The organism is Leptolyngbya sp. FACHB-671, assembly GCF_014695745.1.
GTDB lineage: Bacteria > Cyanobacteriota > Cyanobacteriia > Elainellales > Elainellaceae > JAAUTN01.
In genome coordinates this window covers 32,667-50,274 of the sequence record NZ_JACJOV010000154.1, presented here as the reverse complement: position 1 = coordinate 50,274, position 17,608 = coordinate 32,667, and the positions used below count along the sequence as shown (strand labels likewise).

The window sequence follows — 17,608 nt, the reverse complement described above, 5'->3', positions numbered from 1 at the left end:
GATGCCTGAAAGAGCTTGAGTTTTGAACGGTCAAGCTTATCTTGGATGGGCGCTACCCAATCAGAAGGAAAGTACATTACCCGTGATTAGCCGAGTAATTCGAGGAATCGTTCTGCTGTTAGCAAGCCTTCCGCTCGCAGGACTTGTTGGCACCAGTCAAGCTCTGGCTCAGGTTACGTCTGCTCAAGATGGTGCAGGAACACGAGTAACCCGGGATGGCGATCGCTACATCATCAATGGTGGCGCACTCTCTCGTGATGGGGAAAATTTGTTTCACAGCTTTGATCAGTTTGGATTGGATGCTGATCAGACTGCCAATTTTCTGACTAATTCTCAAATTCAAAACATTCTAGGACGCATTACGGGGGGGGATGCGTCTATCATCCACGGCTTGATTCAAGTCACAGGCGGTGACTCTAACCTGTATCTGATCAATCCTGCTGGAATCATTTTTGGAGCAAGTGCGCGGTTAGATGTATCAGGTTCCTTTACCGCAACGACAGCAGACGGAATTGGGTTTGGCAATCGCTGGTTTAGTGCGATCGCCGACAACAATTACGCTTCCTTAGTAGGTAATCCTAGTTCCTTTGCTTTTACCAGCACCCAGCCCGGCTCAATTTTGAATGCCGGAAGTCTCCGAGTTGGTGAAGGGCAACAGCTTACCCTGCTAGGTGGCACCGTGATCAACACGGGCATTCTAACTGCACCAGGCGGACAGATCACCGTTGCGGCTGTACCTGGAGAAAATCTGGTACGAATTAGCCAGGAGGGAAGGCTGCTTAGCTTGGACCTGGAGACAATTGGGGCACGGGTTGGGGGGCGATTAGGGTTACCGTTTACGCCACTGTCGTTGCCGGAGCTATTGACAGCAGGAAATGTGGAGCACGCGACAGGGGTAACTGTGAATCGGGATGGCACCGTTAGCCTGACGGGTTCTAACTTATCCCTTTCCACCGAACCGGGAACGGCGATCGCCTCCGGCACCCTCAACGCCTCCCACCCATCCTCAACCCCTAACCGCCAATCCCCCGAAATTAACGTTCTGGGCGATCGCGTCGCTCTTCTCGATGCCACTCTGAATGCCTCTGGCAATAGCGGCGGCACCATTCGCATGGGCGGTGACTATCAGGGAGAAGGCAGCGTTCCCAATGCCAGCGTCACCTTTGTAGACGAAAACTCTACCCTCAGCGCGGATGCGCTCAGGCGAGGAAATGGTGGTCGCATTATCGTTTGGTCAGAGGACACCACGCGGGTTTATGGCAGCTTGAGTGCTAGAGGTGGGGTACGGCGTGGAAATGGTGGTCTGGTAGAAACCAGCAGCCGCGGTTTTTTGGACGTGAATGGCGCACCGGATGTCTCTGCTCGCTATGGCTTGGCTGGAACCTGGCTAATCGATCCTTACAACATCACGATTGTTGATGCGCCAACGGATGGCGTTGATACGGTGAACGATCCGTTTGCGGCGATCGATGACAACGCAGTGCTAGACGTAGACGATCTGATCGCTGCCCTCACCGGAGGCGCAAACGTGATCGTCTCCACCGGAACGGCAGGCGCGCAGGTCGGCAACATTACCTTGCAAACAGCACTGGACTTTGATGGAACGGGCAGCAATACCTTGACGCTGCAAGCCGCAAACGACATCAACATCAACGCAGAAATCTTTGACAGCGTAGCGGGTAGCGATTTGCTCAACCTGGTCTTAACTGCTGACAGTGACAACAGCGGTGTGGGTACGTTGCGAGTTCAACCCAACGGACGGCTTGATACGGGTGGTGGCACAATCGTCGGTAGCGGTAGCAACGACCAAACTCTGGGCGGGGTAGAGCTATCGGGGAATATTTCATCCAATGCCAGCAGGATTACTTTCACAGGTACCAGTTTTCAAAATGGGGTTTCGCTCACCAATGGCACCTTCTCGTTAACGGGCAATGGCACCCTGGAGCTAGCTAGTCCTAACGCTGGTACGGCAGTCATCATCAATGGGGCTACGCTACAACTGGGCGATGGCAACCTGATCGTCACGGCAGATGCGATCGACTTGCCCAACAGCACAATTTTAGGGACGGGTTCGGTGTTGCTTCAGACCGCCAATCCCGAATATACGATTCAAGTAGGAGGAAATGCGGCTGGAGGTCCACTGTTCCTTGATCTGTTCGCTACAGAGTTGGCTGTATTCCAGGATGGATTTGACAGCATCACAATTGGACGGGCTGACGGCAGTGGGCAAGTTAATTTGCTTGGTGATCTCACCTTTAATGATCCTGTAACGCTGCAAGCAACCGGAACCGGTGGCTCGATCAACACTACAGGCGGCACCATCACCGGGCAGGGGAATGCCAGCGTGACACTACGGGCAGATCAAAATGTGGTCACGGGCAATATTGCCACGGCAGGTCAGGGAATCACGATCAGCAGCACAACCGGAGGGATTGATACCAGCGCTGGCACCGTCACAACGAATCTAACGGGTGGAGCAGGAGGGGCGATCGCCCTCACGGCCGCAGGCAACATCACCACTGGACCACTCTCGTTTGGTGCGGCTCCTGGAACCAATGCTCTAACGATTGACACACCGGGTGAGGTTGACCTGAGAAACGGGCTATCGTCCACGGGCGGCGAAATTGTCATTGGTGGAGTGACTCGCCCCAGCAGTGTCCTGCTGCCCGAAAACCTCGATACCAATGGCGGCGGCTTTAGTCTGTTTCCCAGCGGTGACATTAACCTGACGGGCAATATCATCACTGACGGCGGCAACTTCACCATCAACGGCAATGGCAGCACGACATTTTCTGGCGCAGTGCAAACCGTCGGTGGCGACTTTACTATCCTCAATTCAGGCGCAACCTTAGTTCTTGGCTCCGTCAGTACAGGAAGCGGCAATTTTCGGATTGAGAGTGGTGGTACTACCTCGGTCTCCAGCCCAATCAATACTGATGGTGGTGATTTTACAATCGATAGCGTTGGAGAAATTCTGCTTTCGGGGGCGATCGCCACAAATAGCGGCGACTTTACCCTAACCAGTGAAGCGACCACTTCAGTATCTGCCCCGATCAGTACAGGCGGTGGAATTTTTCTGGTGACCAGTCAGGGGGATGTGAGCTTTACAGAGGCGATCACGACCGGCGGCGGCAGTTTGAGCACGACGAGCGAGGGGGCGATTGCCTTCTCCAGCCCAGTCACGACCAGCGGCGGCAGTATTCTGCTGGACGGCAACCAGATCAACACAGCCGCTTTAGATGCCAGCAACATTACAGGTACAGGGGGTGCAGTTAGCCTCCTCTCGGATACTGCAATTACCACGGGCGACCTCAACAGTTCTGGCACTAGCGGCGGCAATATTTCGGTCAACGCCATCACGGAGATTACGACGGGAGCGATCACGACCGGCGGCGGCAGTTTGAGCACGATGAGCGAGGGAGCGATCGCCTTCTCCGGACCAGTCACGACCAGCGGCGGCAGTATTCTGCTGGACGGCAGTCAGATCAATACAGCCGCCTTGGATACCAGCAACAGTACAGGTGCGGGGGGTGCAATTAGTCTCTTCTCAGATACTGCCATTACGACAGGTAACCTCAACAGTTCTGGTACCAGCGGCGGCAATATTTCGGTCAACGCCATCACGGAGATTACGACGGGAGCGATCACCGCAACGGGTACCACAGGCGACGGTGGCAGTGTCACCCTTGACCCTACAGGCGATATTCAAGTTACCTCCATCAACACTTCTAGCCAGCTTGGACGCGGTGGTCAGGTTGACATCACGACCGAGAGATTCTTTCGCGCAACTGGTCTAGTAGAAGGCAATTCTGAGGGAGTCAGCATTCTCAGTTCTGGCGGAGCTGGTGGCGGCGACATCACCATTCGGCATGGCGGTAATGGAGAAACTCCCTTCATCGTCGGCGACGGTACCACCAATGGCACGGCTGGAACCATTACCAGCGGTGATTCTGCCATTTCTTCTCCGCCTAACCGATCTTTTCGAGGTAGCGTCACGGTCGGAAATATTCGAATCATTACTGATTTTGAGGACCCTGGTGTTGATCCGGGTGATCCTGATGGTCCTGATGGTAGAGAAGATCCCGATGAACCTGGTATTGGCAACCCGATCATTCCGCGACCTGAATGTCAGGTGAATTGCGAACGCCCCACGCCTGAGCCACAATCCGAGCCCGACTCCAACACGGGCAGTAGTCCTACGACCCCACAACCTCTGGTAACAGCTCGCAATACCTTGCTAGACATTCAGCAGGAAACTGGTGTAAAACCAGCGCTGATCTACGTCGGCTTTGTTCCCGTGGAAAGCACCTTTAACTCCGGCTTTGCCGAGCGAGAAGCAACTGCCAGCCAGCAGTTTGAGCAATATTTAGGACGACAGTCGAGCCAGGATGAAAGCGTTGCCCTCTCATTCCAACCTCAGCCCACTGACGAACTAGAACTGTTGCTCATCACCTCAAGTGGAGAACCGATTCGTAAGCGACTGGCAGGCGTAACCCGTGCCGAAGTCGAACAAGCCAGACGCAAACTAGTCAGCCAAATCACAGATCCTCGCCTGCTAGGAACGGGCTATCTGCCCCCAGCTCAGCAACTTTACCAGTGGCTTATTGCTCCCCTGGAGCAAGACTTGCAGGCTGAGGAAATTGAAAACCTTTCCTTTATTTTGGATACAGGATTACGCTTCATTCCTCTGGCGGCACTGCATGACGGCGATCAGTTTCTGGTCGAAAAATACAGCGTCGGGTTAATGCCCAGCCTGAGTCTCACCGACACCCGCTACACCAATATGCGAAGCCTAGAAGTTCTGGCGATGGGTGCCTCTGAGTTTAGCGACCAACTCCCTCTGCCCGCTGTGCCAACCGAACTCCGAACCATTGTTCCAAACCTTTGGCCGGGCGAGATTTTGCTCAATGCTGACTTCACGGTACAAAATCTTAGACAGCAGCGAGAACAGCGTCCCTTCGGCATTCTGCATCTGGCAACCCACGGAGAATTTAGATCCGGTGGACTGGGCGAGTCGTACATCCAGTTCTGGAATCAGAAATTGCGGCTGGACGAAATCCGCCAGCTCGGGCTGAGCAATCCTCCTTTGGAATTGCTGGTCTTGAGTGCCTGTCGGACGGCGCTAGGGGACGAGCAAGCTGAGCTGGGCTTTGCCGGATTAGCAGTACAGGCAGGCGTGAAGTCAGCACTGGCTAGCCTCTGGTACGTCAGTGATGAGGGAACATTAGCCCTGATGACCGAGTTTTATGGACAGTTACGCGAGGTTCCAATTAAAGCAGAAGCACTGCGTCAGACCCAGATTGCTATGCTCAACGGCGAAGTCCGACTGCAGGATGGCGAAATCTACACCTCTCGCTCAGGCGCTATTCTTCTGCCGGATGGGGTAGTGAGAAATGAAACCCAGGACTTGTCTCACCCCTTCTACTGGGCAGCGTTTACGCTGATTGGCAGCCCTTGGTGATGCAGCAGCTACCAGGGCAATTTGCTGCCATCCCAGGAAAAGAATTCACCGCTGTCACTTTCCTGAAGCTGATCGAGGACAGCTAGCAGTTGGCGAACGGTGCGATCGCAAGAAAATAGCTTTTCGGGCGGCACACTCCGCTGAAAGGGTTGGGATAGCTGAGTGTCTGTGGTACCAGGATGTAGCGTCACCACGATCGCCCTAGGACAAGTGCGTCGATATTCAATCGCGGTGGTTCGCATAAACATATTCAACGCTGCTTTGGAAGCCCGATAGCCATACCATCCGCCCAACTGGTTGTCGCCAATGCTGCCTACCTTGGCTGAAATTGTGGCTAGAATGGCGCGATCGCCGTGCTTCAACAACGGCCGAAGGTGTTTTGCCAGCAGCACGGCTCCAATGCTGTTGACCTGAAAGTAACGCATCAACTGCTCTGAATTTAAATGCCGCATGCTCTTTTCGGGCTGCATCGCCCCATCGTGCAGCAAACCGACGCAGTTGATCACGCTATGAAGGGCGGCTGTCTCGGTTTTAATTTTGTCGATGATGGTGGCAATTTGAGCTTCTTCTGTAATATCTAACGGCAGGCAGCGCAAGCGAGAATCGGTGATAGACAACAGTTCTGATTCTGGGTTGCGGTAGGTAGCAAAGAGGAGATCGGCGCGATCGCCTTGCAAAAACTGCCGCACAAACTCCAGTCCAATTCCCTGACCCGCTCCCACAATTAACGCAGCCCGTTCAGGTTTGCGTTCAGACTCATCGGTAAAACTACTCTGCATTTCAGGCAAATTGATGACCTATGCCTGATTAAACTTGGAATCCCATTTCCTGTAAACCCTGGCGCAATCGCTGCGCTTCAGTGGGGTCATGCTGTTGGTGCAGGGCGATCGCCCGTTCAAAGGCGGCTAGGCTCTCTGCCACTTTACCCAGCTTAAGTAGCGTTACCCCTAAGTTTTGGTAAGCCTCAGCATAGTTTGGGTTAAGCTGAATGGCTTGCTGGTATTGGGCGATCGCTTCCCCCAGTTGCCCCATCGCCTTGAGCGTCATGCCCAGATTGTAATGACCCATTGTGAAACTGGGATCAACTCTCAGCGCTTGCTCGTAGACGGCTTTTGCTCCAGTTAAATCGCCTGTGGCTTTGCGTAAATTACCCAGGTTGTTGTAGGCTCCTAACTTTAGACGGGGCAAAATTGGCTGCTGAATCGCTAACTGATAGTACATTCCTGCCTGGTCGAGGTGCTGCAAGCGGCTGTAGGCAATGCCCAAGTGATAGTGCAACTCATAGCCAATTGGGGGATCAACCTGCGCTGACTTTAAGCCGCGTTCTAGCAGTTCAATCCCGTAGCTAACTTTGTCGATTTGCACATACAATGCCCCCAACTTACTGCAAACATAGGGATCGCCAGGATGCTTGACTAGAAAACGCTCCATCGTCATTCGAGCTTTTTGCAGCTTATCGCGACTGGCGATCGCCCCCGCCTGATAACCCTCATGCAAAATCGCCACATCTGGCAACTCCACCACCTGCCACTGGGGTTCTCGCTGAAGAATTGCGGCAACGCTATCATCTACCATTGCATGGTAAGGACGCAAAAACTGAATCTTAGGATGACGGCGAAACAACCGTGACACCAGTGAATAGGGCGATTGTGTTGCCCCAATTTCCTGACGCACCAGATTCACTACCAGGCAAGTGTTTAGCTGCATCACTTGCTTGAGTTGAGGCACAATTCCAGTTTCCAGCCGTTCGTCTGCATCTAAAACCAGCACCCAATCACCAGTGACGTGCTGAAGCGCGGCATTACGGGCGGCTGAGAAGTCATCACACCAGTCAAAGTGATGTACCTGTGCGCCAAAGGATTGGGCGATCGCCACCGTCTCATCTGTTGAACCTGTGTCCAACACCACCATTTCATCCACGGCTGCCTTGACACTATTCAAACAGGACGGTAGATTCTCCGCCTCGTCTCTTACAATCATGCATAGGCTCAAACTCATCGCTACCCACCCCTGCAAAGAGAATATTTTTGGGGCGTTTTAACGAAAGGAAATATCCGATATGTCACCCCAAGCCCAAGAATTTACCCTCGGTGTCGAAGAAGAATATCAGATAATCGACCCAACCACACGAGAACTGTGTCCTCACGGCACCCGTATCTTAACAAACGCCCAGGAAACCCTGGGTGACACCGTGCAGCCTGAAGTGTACCTCTCGCAAATCGAAATTGCGACAAAAGTTTGTCATACCCTTGCAGAGGTTCGTTCAGAGCTAATTCGCCTGAGAGGTGCAATCATTGCTGCTGCCGCCAAAGACGGAAGCCAAATTGCTGCCGCCGGAACGCATCCCTTTTCCAAATGGGCAGACCAGCAGGTGACGCCCAGAGAGCGCTATAAAGGCTTAATTGTGGACTATCAGCAGTTGATGCGCGACCTGATTATCTTTGGCTGTCACGTCCATGTCGGAGTGAGCGATCGCGAAATTGCCGTCCAGGTAATGAATCGTGCCCGTCTGTGGCTGTCTCCCTTGCTGGCACTGGCATCAGGCTCTCCTTTTTGGCAAGGCGAAGACACAGGCTATGCAAGCTATAGAACAGAACTTTGGAGCCGCTGGCCCATGGCCGGACTTCCTTTAGCATTCAAGTCTAAAGCAGACTATGATGCGCTCATCCAAGACTTGATTGCGACCGAAACGATCAAAGACGGCACCAAAATCTACTGGGACGTTCGCCTATCAGAACGCTTTCCTACCATCGAATTTCGTGTCACCGATGTCTGCACCACCATCGACGAAGCCGTCATGGTCGCTGGGCTAACCCGTGCCCTGGCGCAAACCTGCTATGGCGAGGTGACAGAAAATCAACCCTTTACAGATGTTCGTCCTGAGATTTTGCGGGCTGCTCACTGGCACGCTGCCCGTCATGGCTTAACAGAACATCTGATTGATGTGATCAATAAACGGGCTCTTCCGGCTCGTGAAATGATTGACAAACTGCTGAACTTTGTCAAACCTGCTCTTGAGGCTCAGGGAGATTGGGATGAAGTCTCTCAACTCGTCTACCACACTTTGCAATATGGAACGAGTGCCGATCGGCAACGGCAAGCATACCAGCGCCGAAACAGCATGGAGGATGTAGTCGATCTGCTGGTGGCAGAAACCGCAAAAGACGTAACCTAGTCCAGGTAGCCCATTAGCTCATCTGGGTTGTCAACATCGTTGTCGGCGATCGGTCGATTGTTAGGTAACGGGTAAAGCTCGGATTTGCGGTAGATAGAAAGCTGTTGACGCTCATCCTTTGCTGGCTTTGCAGATTCTGACTGAGCCTGAAACCCTTTAGAAGGCTGAGTTGGAACAATATTTTTTTCGTCTGAAGCCATAGTGACCTTTGTATTAGCTGCATCAATTGTGACCTGAACTCCATCCTATCAGGAGGGAAGGGCAGCGGCAGCGGCAGGGAGAAGGAGAGATAAAGAGTAACAAGACCCAAAACTAAAACAGACTGAGTTGTGAAGGGGGAGGAGCGATCGCTTCCCAGGGTAAAGCTGGAACGGGCGCACCGTGCTGTTCTAATAGCTGCTGAAAATGACGAGCATTGGCAGGCGATCGCGCCTCAACTGGGCAATGCACAAAGAAATAAGTCTGTGTGCCCTGACGCAACCACTGATCCACATGAGTTACCCATTCTGCTAGAAACCGCTGATTCATCTCCTGTTCAGGGTGGCTGATGTAGCGGATCAGGCTAAAGTTTGCCGTCACGGTCGGCTGCAAGGGCACTTTGGGTTTACGTCGTTCGGAGTTGAGCTGCGGATCGCCAGGACACTCATAAATTGGGCGAGTATCAAGCAAAACGCGCCCAACGCCAAATTTTTCTAGCACTGCGTTGAGCTGGTTTGTGTGAGAAGGCTGAAACCAATCCGAGTGACGCACCTCAACTGCTAATGGTGTTTTGGTCGCATAGGCAGTGAGAAAGTTGCTCAAGTCATCCAGGCTGGCAGGGCTGTAGCTAGGTGGCAGTTGGGCAAAGATGGGTCCGAGGCGATCGCCCAATCCCTGCATCTGTTCTAAGAAGGCGATCGCCCTTGGAATTTGAGGTACCAACAAACCTTGATGGGTGACATCTCTCGGCAACTTCAGGCAAAACTTAAACCCTGGTGGTGTCTCCGTTGCCCATCGCTGCACCATTTCAGCGTTAGGAACGGAGTAAAACGTGGTGTTGCCCTCAACCGCTGTAAACCGTCTGCTGTACAACTGCAAAAACTCAGACGCACGGCTTCCCGGCGGAAACAGGTCGCCCACCCACTCCTTGTAAGCCCAAATTGCGCACCCTAAGCGGAAATTCATTCATTTATCGTACCGCAATGAAATGACACAGCTAAGATGATGCAAATTCTGTGTGGGCGTAGCATTCGGGCGAGAATTGTATTGCAAGCTTAGAATAAGCTGCCGAATGATGCGCCCCTACCCATTCCTCACTCATGTAGCCATCACTTTTCCTGTGTTGGGGCTATTGAGGTTGAAGCTGATTAAGCTTGTTATTTGCAAGGAGTAGCAGTTCTTGAGCTTCCAGATAGGCCGTTGTGCCTTCCTCAACTTTTTCCAAATCATTAATGATTGACTGCAACTCGCTGGCGATGTAGCCTATATCTCCATCAACATAGTTATTCACCCAAGCAATTTGGTCTTTTGCACGTTGTAGAGCAGCTACAGAAATCCGTTCATTTTCCTGACGAACTCGGATTTGACCTAAGTTAGCGTTGTACTCTGCCAAAAGCCGCTGTGCTTCTGCATAACCAACTAGGTCATCATTCGGAACTTGCTCAAGTCCCTGAATAGCTTGCTGCCACAAAGCCTCGACCTGTAACCATTGCTCGACCGAGTGAGGCGGGTTTTGTCCGGCTTTTGCAGCCTCCCATGCAAACCCCCTTGCTGCCTCAATCATGGCGCTTGTTCGCTCGTTTCCAGCAGCAACTCCAACGATCGCCGCAAAATCACGCTCAGCGGCTACATACTTCTGCTGAGCCGTTCTACCTGCAAGAGTTTGACTAGGGATTACAGCAAGCTGGTCGAGGGCAGATTGCCAAGCGGCGATCGCCACTCCTTTATCAACAGATGTAGTTGCCTGCTGATACTGCTGTTTCGCTGTGTTAAGTGCCTGCTCCGCATCAAACAAGGCTACCTGAGCGTTTTTCTCCTGAAAGACCACAGCTTCTAACTGAGCAACGGTGGTGCGAGCATCATAGAATCGGCTGCTGCTAAAGCGCCAGTCGTACCACCAGTAGCGGTATTCTGGAAAGTCGTTGAGGAATCCAATTGGCAATGCGTTGAGGCTTTTTTGTGCTTGCTCGACTTTTTGCTCTCCCAGGTCGATATCGGCGGGACTGGTGGGGTTGTTGATTAGCTGTTCGGCTTGCTCTACAGAAGCGATCGCCTGCCGATAGTGGTTGTCCATGCTGATGTAGCTGGGCAGCAGCAAGATAGGAGCAGCCTCCGCCACTGGACGGCGAATCATTGGGTAAGGCAGGTTCACAAACCAAACCATGCCAGCCGGAATACCAAGCAAAATAACAGTCCATTTGATTTTGTTAAACGTCCGCCCGATAGGGTTAGGGGAATGCCGCATCGGTCGGGTCGGTAGAACTTGTGCCTCGGCTGCCATTTCCTGCTCTAGCTGAGCGAGGGTTTTGGGTTGCTGTGGCGCGGATGCTGGCGGCTGTAGTACCGATGATGTGGGATTGGGAGTGAATCCTGAAGCTTTCTGAGTATTTCGGTTCAGGAAGCTGAGCGGACGTTTAAAGACTGGCATAAGGTGAGTGAAGTAATTTACCCTTAAGCTTGCCCAAAGGGAGGTGGCTACTGATGATCTCTACTAGTCTGGTGAGGGCTGTTTCGCAGACCGCAAAGGTTTTTGAACTGCAAGAATTCAATCTGTAAGAATAAAAATGTTGAAGGCTTGCCAATGTGCAGAAGTATAAATAGTTGCTTAGCTAGCGTGAGTGATTTCGATCAACATCGCAGATCATTCCACAGTAAAAGCGGCAACTCAGATATAGAATCTGGACTCAGATTTGAGCATTTCCAAAAATGCAAAAACGGGGGGTGGAAACAAAGCATCTGCCAAAACTGCCACTTGAACCATACGAAATAGCGGTACAGGTAAGCTGAATACCTGAATGGTATTGGGAATTGGTTCGGCTGCGAGACGAGGAATAATGGTCGCTCCTAACCCCTGAGCCACCATGCTGACAATGCTGGAATCTGCCTTGACCCAGTAAGCGACTTTCAAGAATGTATCAAAGACAGAACAGTGAGCAAAAACCTCTTCGTCATGCTGATCGCCTTCTGAGAACATCACAAAGGGATAATTGCGTAAATCGTCCCAATCTAACCCAGTTCCCTTGACCTGAAAGGAGGACGGCAACAGGACAACATACTCATCTTGCAACAGTTCCCAGGTGTCAAACTGATCATCCAGCGGATGATCAATAATGCCGATGTCTGCCTGCCCCTGACGCAAAGCACTGACAATGTGTTGATTGTCCCATTGTTCCAAAATAGTCACGCCAATCTGGGGAAACCGTTGCCGAAACTGAGCAATCACGCCCGACAAAACATGAGTAGTGATGCTGCGAAATGAAGTAATACGAACCTGCCCGCCCTGAAGCGTTTTAGCAAGGTTAACGGTTTTGTAAATCTCTTCCTGAAGCTGCATCATTTGCTTGGCGTAGGCTAACACTTGCTCACCTACAGGTGTCAGACTGGCACCCTGACGACCCCGGACAAATAAAATGACTCCGAGTTCGGTTTCGAGAGTGGCGATCGCATTACTCACTGACGACTGAGACATCTCTAACTGCAATGCTGCTTCGCTAAAACTTCCATAAGTAGCGATCGCAATTAAAATTCGCAGTTGTGTCAGTGTGAATGAACTTTTGGGGTTGGGTTTCATTCGCCTGACCAAAACAACACATAGGTATTATCCATCGATTTTACTGATGGCAACTATATAGAGAGCATTTTGATCTTAGAAAATTAAATTTCTAACGTGAGATTAGAAACCATATTTTGTGAGAGGCAGTGATCGTGAATCATTCTCCATCTAATTCTAAGTCTGATGTAAGGTGTTACTCTTCCGACCACTCAGCCGCTAATTTCTCCCAGGTTACTACCAAAAATTGGGCAGAAAATATCCAGCAATTTTTGATTCATTTACTAATTGGGAAGGAACCGGAGGTTCAAGCATGGCAGAACTTCCAGCATTCCAAGGCACATCCCGAAGATATTTTGTGGAGTGCTTATGACCCTGCTACCGGGAAAGGAATTTACAATGTTTCAGAAGCGGAAGTGCGGCGGTGGCTTGAACAGCGGTAATAGCTCATTCCATGTAACTTTCGGCATCTTCTGTCGTGGTTAAATTGGCGATCGCCCCCACCAGTTCTGAAGTCTCCACTGGCTCCATCAAATGAAGTGAAAACCCTTGCAAAAGAGCGCGATCGCGCTCATGATCATTAGCAGTCAAAACAATTACTGGAATTGACTTTTGAGAATCTGTAGCTAATGTTTTAAGTGGATTGTGGAGCAGACTAAAATCCTCGTCAACACTAAAATCGATCAACACAATGTCTGGGCGGATCTGGTTGAGGGTGTTGAGGGCGATCGCCAGTGAAGTGATTGTTAAATTTGCGCCGCGCAACTCACCTAATTCAGCTTCTAGTCGTTGGCGTAGGAGTGAGTTGGCGATCGCCAAAATTCGCAATCCACGCAAACACATCACGCCAAACTGAAACTCTGGAGCATTGGCCTTGCCCCAGTTACACATCAATTCTGTGATCGGTCGCAGTGTCTCGCCGTATGCCGTCAGCGAATACTCTACACGCGGCGGTGTTTCCTGAAACACTTGACGACTAATCAAGCCGTCTGCTTCAAGTTCACGTAGTTGAGTGGTTAATACCTTTCGGCTAATTCCTGGCATCAACTGCATCAGTTCACCAAATCGCTTTGTGCCTCGCCGCAACCACCAGAGAATCACACATTTCCACTTGCCGCCAATTTTGTCTAGCGTAAATTCGACCGGGCAACCATACTGCTTTTCGACCATAGTGACGAAATCCTGCTAGTAACCATTTGGTAACAATTAACTGTGCATGATACTACTGGTACTGGTGCAGAAGCATTGGAGAGTTACACGCAGTACAAAACAATTTGGGCAAATCTGGTCTAGTCTTTAGCGATACTAGAAAATAGACAAGGAAATATTTGCATGGCTGACTCACCGGGATTACCTCCCCTTTTTGCGGAAACGCCAACTGCTCCGGTTCCAGCAAAGGCGATCGCAGAATTTCCAGTCAATACCTTTTTAGAAAGCATTGCTGTTGATGCAAACAATACCCTTTTCGTCACTAATCACTATGAAGGTAGCATCTGGCGAATTGAAGCAAACAACCCGCCCATTCTCCATGCTCAAATTGCTGGTAAAGCAACGGGACTAGCCTTTCTGCCGGATGACAATCTGCTGCTGAGTGCCTGGGATGAGCAGAATATTTCCACTGTGTACAATGTCTCGTCAGAGGGAGAAACCAGTGTTTTAGTGACATTACCAGATGCTGTTTTTCTTAATGGCATGACGCTTTTAGATGGCGATCGCATCCTAATTGCTGACTCCTACCGGGGAGCCATTTGGCAACTCACAGTATCCGAAAAAAAGGCTGAGATCTGGCTTGAGCATCCTCACTTAGCCCGCAGTTCTTCGGACAGCGAATTTCCAGCGGTCAATGGGTTAAAGATTTTTGAGGGAGTGCTTTATGCCTCCAACACAGAGAAAATGCAGCTCGTCAAAATCCCCATCGCAAACGGACAACCTGGCAAACCCGAAGTGTTTGTGGCTCCGATTAATCTGGATGACTTTGCTTTTGATCAGCAGGGAAATCTCTATGGCACCACTCACATCTATAACAGCGTAGTGAGAATTTCACCCGTGGGAGAGGCCACAATTATTGCTGGAGCCGCAGAAGACATGACGGGTAGCACAGCGCTTGCGTTTGGGCGGGGAGAAGCTTGCACCAGCATTTACGTTGTCACCAACGGCGGCATGTCTTTTCCGCCTTCAACAGGAGTTGAGCCTGGAAGGGTAGTTTGCCTTGAGGTGGGAATTCCAGGATTGCAACTGGGAGAGTGATCAGCTTGAATATCATAGATTCCGTCAACAATGCGGATGATCCACCAGTCACCGTCGATGTGCTGCAACGGGTTAAACCAGGCTGTGAAATGGCTTTTGAGCAAGTTCTTACCGATCTGATTGCAGCCGCCCGTTCCTTTAAAGGACATCTCGGCGTAAATGTATTTCGCTCCGGCAGCACCAGTCCTGAGTATCGAATTGTGTTTAAATTCGATCGCGTCAGTCATCTCAAACAGTGGGAGGCTTCGCCTCTGCGACAGAAGTTACTCAAACGCGCCAGCCAACTCACCGTTGATACGGGACAAATCTCTGTTCTCACTGGACTAGAAACCTGGTTTACCCTGCCCACTCAACCCGGTTTATCCCCACCACCTCGCTACAAAATGGTTATTCTTTCGGGAATTGCCATTTTCATTCTACTTAACTTAGCCACAACGTTTATTGTGCCATTACTCCTGCCACTCCCTCCTTTACTGCGAACTTTGGTAGTCGTCTTGTTAATAGTTTCAATCATGACTTATGTCGTTATGCCTCGACTGACCAGGCTATTTGCTGGATGGCTATATCCAAAACTACATCCATGATTGCCGAAATGAGTTAAAACTTTTCAAGAACAACACTATGAGAAGAACAATGAAAATTGGCATCATTGGCAGCGGTAATATGGGCCGATCGCTCGGCATTCTATGGGCTGAGCAGGGGCATGAAGTATTTTTTGGTGCCCGCACTGCGGAGAAAGGTCAGGCAATTGTGGCGATCGCAGGTGAGAATACCCAGGGAGGGACAAACGATCAAGCTGCTGCCTTTGGAGATGTTTTGCTGTATACGATTCGAGGTGTTGATCCAGCAGAAGTGTTGACTTCAACAGATGTCCTTGCAGGCAAAATTTTGATCGATTGCAACAATCAGGAAATCCCAGAGGGCTTCGCTTATCCACCAATCACTCAATCCTTGGCTGAGAAACTAGCTGGTGAGGTGCCCCAGGCAAAAGTGGTAAAAGCCTTCAACACTATGGCACAAGAGTTATTTGAACTGGCTCCAGAACCACTCAAATCTCACAGCGTATCAGTCTTTGTAGCAGGAGATGACGAATCTGCTAGACAAACAGTAATGCAGCTTGTTCAAGATATCGGATTTAACCCACTTGATTGTGGTGAGTTGCGTCGTGCCCGATTAATTGAGGGGCTAGGAGACTTCATCCGGTTGCTGATTATTGGGCAACAGATGGGAGCTTATGCCACGATCTCAGTTCATTCTTTTCCACCCGCTCAGGAACAGCGGTTAGGTGGCAGACAAGCTTCCAAGCTTGGGTAAAAGATGTTTGTGACGTGCAACTTCTGGAGCCTTTATAGAATGGGCATCTTGTCCGTTCAAATTGGCAATAAAGTGAGTCGTTAGGAAATACAACCGGGAGTAAAGCAATGAAAATTGGCATTATTGGCGCAGGCAACATGGGTGCGGGTATGGGTAAATTTTGGGCAAAAAATGGACATCAACTCATGTTCAGCTACTCCCGTAGCCCAGAAAAGCTTAAAGCAGCCGCAGCATCCGTGAGTCCAGAGACGTTGACCGGCACGCCTGCCGAAGCGGTACAGTTTGCCGATGTGGTGGTGCTATCAGTTGCCTGGGCAGCGGTTGAAGATGCACTTCAGCAGGCAGGTTCGCTGGACGGCAAGATCTTGTTTAGCTGTGTGAATGCGCTCTTGCCGGACATGAGTGGATTGGCAGTTGGCACTACTACTTCTGCGGCGGAAGAGATCGCTAAACTTGCTCCAGGTGCGCGTTTAGTGGAATCAATGCCCTTGTTTGCAGAGGTGCTGCATTCCCCTTCTACGCAATTTAATGGGCAAACTCCAACGGTGTTTTACTGTGGCGATGATGCAGAAGCAAAGGCGATCGCGGCTGACTTGCTGCGTGAAACCGGATCTGAACCCATTGATGCTGGACCATTGCGAAATGCCCGTTATGTTGAGCCTGCTGGAATGCTATTAGTTCAGCTTGCCTACGTGCAGCAAATGGGACAGGTGGCAATGAAACTGTTGCAGCGTTAGAGGGATGCGATCGCATTTCTCTGTGAGGCGTAGCGTTCGGAGGGCGTAGCATTCGGGCAAAGATTCTCTGTCTATTCCAAAGTCCGTTTGCCGAATGCTGCGCCCCTATGCCTATGGAGACTTGGGACTACTCCGTAGCCTGAAACGTTTGATGCGGCGGAAGAGACGGTAGCCTGCGCGCACCATATCTAGAACAAAATAGGGCACTCGTAGCCGAAATCGTGAGAGAACGGGTAGGTAAAACCAGTAATATGCCTTCTTGAGATTTTCCCAGGCGGAACATTCCTCTTCGTGGAGGAAATCTGAAACATCGACAACCAGTCCTCTGCCGTCGAACATCATCACATTGCGCCCGTGAACGTCATGGGGATGCAAACCGCGATCGCGCGCATAGTCTAGCGCTCGGTCAATATCTTTAATCACCTGTTCTGGAATTCGCAAACCCCGGTTCATGCAGTCGTAAAGCGTTACGCCATATAAGCGTTTGAGGACTAAAAAGTTCTTCTCGGCATAAAAACACTCTGAAAAAGCTGGATGGGAACCCAGACGACGGTAAACTTCTTGCTCTTCCTCAAAGCCAGGTCGTCCGGGCGCATAAATCTTTACCACCAGATTGGGATAGTCAGGATGGTAAACCACTGCCGCATAGTTTCCGGCTCCGAGTCGTTGCCAGGGAACCGGAACATGGCGAATCACTACGGGGTTGTGTGGATCAATGCTCTCAATCCGCACCTCCGGGAGCAATTCCTGGTAGATCTTGTCGATGAATGGGTTCATACGTTTATCCACGACATTGATGGCGATCGCCCAACCCAGGCAATCAGTAAACAAAAATCAGGCAATCGCTTAATTTCACTAAACCTACCAATAAAATAATAAGCAAGCCTCTAGTTCCCTCGCATCTTATTTTAGAATGAGCGATCGAT

General features: G+C 50.8%; 15 protein-coding genes. 7 read left to right on the top strand and 8 right to left on the bottom strand.

From position 1 onward, the window contains the following. Positions 1–22: 22 nt before the first annotated feature. Positions 23–5,461 (top strand): CHAT domain-containing protein, encoded by a 5,439-nt coding sequence (locus tag H6F93_RS28005; RefSeq protein WP_190688238.1) that lies wholly within the window; start codon positions 23–25, stop codon positions 5,459–5,461. A gap of 8 nt (positions 5,462–5,469) precedes the next feature. Here H6F93_RS28005 and H6F93_RS28000 read toward each other — a convergent pair whose 3' ends face one another. Further along, complete coding sequence (locus H6F93_RS28000; protein ID WP_190688235.1) at positions 5,470–6,240, bottom strand: SDR family NAD(P)-dependent oxidoreductase; 771 nt, start codon at positions 6,238–6,240, stop codon at positions 5,470–5,472. 28 nt (positions 6,241–6,268) lie between these two features. After that, complete coding sequence (locus H6F93_RS27995; RefSeq protein ID WP_242043657.1) at positions 6,269–7,441, bottom strand: tetratricopeptide repeat protein; 1,173 nt, start codon at positions 7,439–7,441, stop codon at positions 6,269–6,271. 79 nt (positions 7,442–7,520) lie between these two features. On the opposite strand from H6F93_RS27995, the gene H6F93_RS27990 reads away from it, so the two are divergent. Then, positions 7,521–8,636 (top strand): carboxylate-amine ligase, encoded by a 1,116-nt coding sequence (locus H6F93_RS27990; protein WP_190688228.1) that lies wholly within the window; start codon positions 7,521–7,523, stop codon positions 8,634–8,636. On the opposite strand, the gene H6F93_RS27985 is transcribed toward H6F93_RS27990, so the two are convergent. From H6F93_RS27985 to H6F93_RS27970, 4 genes are all read right to left on the bottom strand, one after another. Beyond that, on the bottom strand, positions 8,633–8,836 hold the full coding sequence (locus tag H6F93_RS27985) for a hypothetical protein (RefSeq protein WP_190642523.1): 204 nt from the start codon (positions 8,834–8,836) through the stop codon (positions 8,633–8,635). The two genes, H6F93_RS27990 and H6F93_RS27985, sit on opposite strands and share 4 nt — an antisense overlap. 112 nt (positions 8,837–8,948) lie before the next feature. Next, positions 8,949–9,800, bottom strand: a complete 852-nt coding sequence (locus H6F93_RS27980; RefSeq protein WP_190688225.1) for a DUF72 domain-containing protein — start codon at positions 9,798–9,800, stop codon at positions 8,949–8,951. 163 nt (positions 9,801–9,963) lie between these two features. After that, complete coding sequence (locus H6F93_RS27975; RefSeq protein WP_190688223.1) at positions 9,964–11,262, bottom strand: hypothetical protein; 1,299 nt, start codon at positions 11,260–11,262, stop codon at positions 9,964–9,966. Between the two features lie 237 nt (positions 11,263–11,499). Further along, positions 11,500–12,405, bottom strand: a complete 906-nt coding sequence (locus tag H6F93_RS27970) for a LysR family transcriptional regulator (RefSeq protein ID WP_190688220.1) — start codon at positions 12,403–12,405, stop codon at positions 11,500–11,502. A gap of 134 nt (positions 12,406–12,539) precedes the next feature. Here H6F93_RS27970 and H6F93_RS27965 point away from each other — a divergent pair, with 134 nt between their 5' ends. Further along, complete coding sequence (locus H6F93_RS27965; protein ID WP_190688217.1) at positions 12,540–12,827, top strand: hypothetical protein; 288 nt, start codon at positions 12,540–12,542, stop codon at positions 12,825–12,827. A gap of 4 nt (positions 12,828–12,831) precedes the next feature. Here the strand turns inward: H6F93_RS27965 and H6F93_RS35965 are convergent, their stop codons facing one another. Beyond that, positions 12,832–13,554 carry an HxlR-like winged helix-turn-helix transcriptional regulator gene (locus tag H6F93_RS35965; RefSeq protein WP_190688214.1) on the bottom strand — a complete coding sequence of 241 codons (723 nt, stop codon included), beginning with the start codon at positions 13,552–13,554 and terminating at the stop codon, positions 12,832–12,834. A gap of 162 nt (positions 13,555–13,716) precedes the next feature. Here H6F93_RS35965 and H6F93_RS27955 point away from each other — a divergent pair, with 162 nt between their 5' ends. The 4 genes from H6F93_RS27955 to H6F93_RS27940 all read left to right on the top strand — a co-directional run bounded on the left by H6F93_RS27955 (position 13,717) and on the right by H6F93_RS27940 (position 16,682). Further along, complete coding sequence (locus H6F93_RS27955; protein WP_190688211.1) at positions 13,717–14,631, top strand: SMP-30/gluconolactonase/LRE family protein; 915 nt, start codon at positions 13,717–13,719, stop codon at positions 14,629–14,631. A 5-nt stretch (positions 14,632–14,636) separates the two neighbouring features. Next, entirely contained in the window at positions 14,637–15,215 is a 579-nt protein-coding gene (locus H6F93_RS27950; RefSeq protein WP_190688208.1) for an antibiotic biosynthesis monooxygenase, read from the top strand. A gap of 37 nt (positions 15,216–15,252) precedes the next feature. Next, positions 15,253–15,945, top strand: a complete 693-nt coding sequence (locus H6F93_RS27945; RefSeq protein ID WP_242043656.1) for an NADPH-dependent F420 reductase — start codon at positions 15,253–15,255, stop codon at positions 15,943–15,945. 107 nt (positions 15,946–16,052) lie between these two features. Beyond that, positions 16,053–16,682: an NADPH-dependent F420 reductase gene (locus tag H6F93_RS27940; protein ID WP_190688205.1), complete on the top strand. Its 630-nt coding sequence runs from the start codon at positions 16,053–16,055 to the stop codon at positions 16,680–16,682. A gap of 111 nt (positions 16,683–16,793) precedes the next feature. On the opposite strand, the gene H6F93_RS27935 is transcribed toward H6F93_RS27940, so the two are convergent. Continuing rightward, positions 16,794–17,513 carry a serine/threonine protein kinase gene (locus tag H6F93_RS27935; protein ID WP_242043655.1) on the bottom strand — a complete coding sequence of 240 codons (720 nt, stop codon included), beginning with the start codon at positions 17,511–17,513 and terminating at the stop codon, positions 16,794–16,796. Positions 17,514–17,608: the final 95 nt, after the last annotated feature.

Coding starts and splice junctions, on each gene's coding strand:
- H6F93_RS28000 (WP_190688235.1), bottom strand. CDS start 6,240: ATGCAGAGTAGTTTTACCGATGAGTCTGAACGCAAACCTGAACGGGCT.
- H6F93_RS27995 (WP_242043657.1), bottom strand. CDS start 7,441: ATGATTGTAAGAGACGAGGCGGAGAATCTACCGTCCTGTTTGAATAGT.
- H6F93_RS27990 (WP_190688228.1), top strand. CDS start 7,521: ATGTCACCCCAAGCCCAAGAATTTACCCTCGGTGTCGAAGAAGAATAT.
- H6F93_RS27985 (WP_190642523.1), bottom strand. CDS start 8,836: ATGGCTTCAGACGAAAAAAATATTGTTCCAACTCAGCCTTCTAAAGGG.
- H6F93_RS27980 (WP_190688225.1), bottom strand. CDS start 9,800: ATGAATTTCCGCTTAGGGTGCGCAATTTGGGCTTACAAGGAGTGGGTG.
- H6F93_RS27975 (WP_190688223.1), bottom strand. CDS start 11,262: ATGCCAGTCTTTAAACGTCCGCTCAGCTTCCTGAACCGAAATACTCAG.
- H6F93_RS27970 (WP_190688220.1), bottom strand. CDS start 12,405: ATGAAACCCAACCCCAAAAGTTCATTCACACTGACACAACTGCGAATT.
- H6F93_RS35965 (WP_190688214.1), bottom strand. CDS start 13,554: ATGGTCGAAAAGCAGTATGGTTGCCCGGTCGAATTTACGCTAGACAAA.
- H6F93_RS27955 (WP_190688211.1), top strand. CDS start 13,717: ATGGCTGACTCACCGGGATTACCTCCCCTTTTTGCGGAAACGCCAACT.
- H6F93_RS27945 (WP_242043656.1), top strand. CDS start 15,253: ATGAGAAGAACAATGAAAATTGGCATCATTGGCAGCGGTAATATGGGC.
- H6F93_RS27940 (WP_190688205.1), top strand. CDS start 16,053: ATGAAAATTGGCATTATTGGCGCAGGCAACATGGGTGCGGGTATGGGT.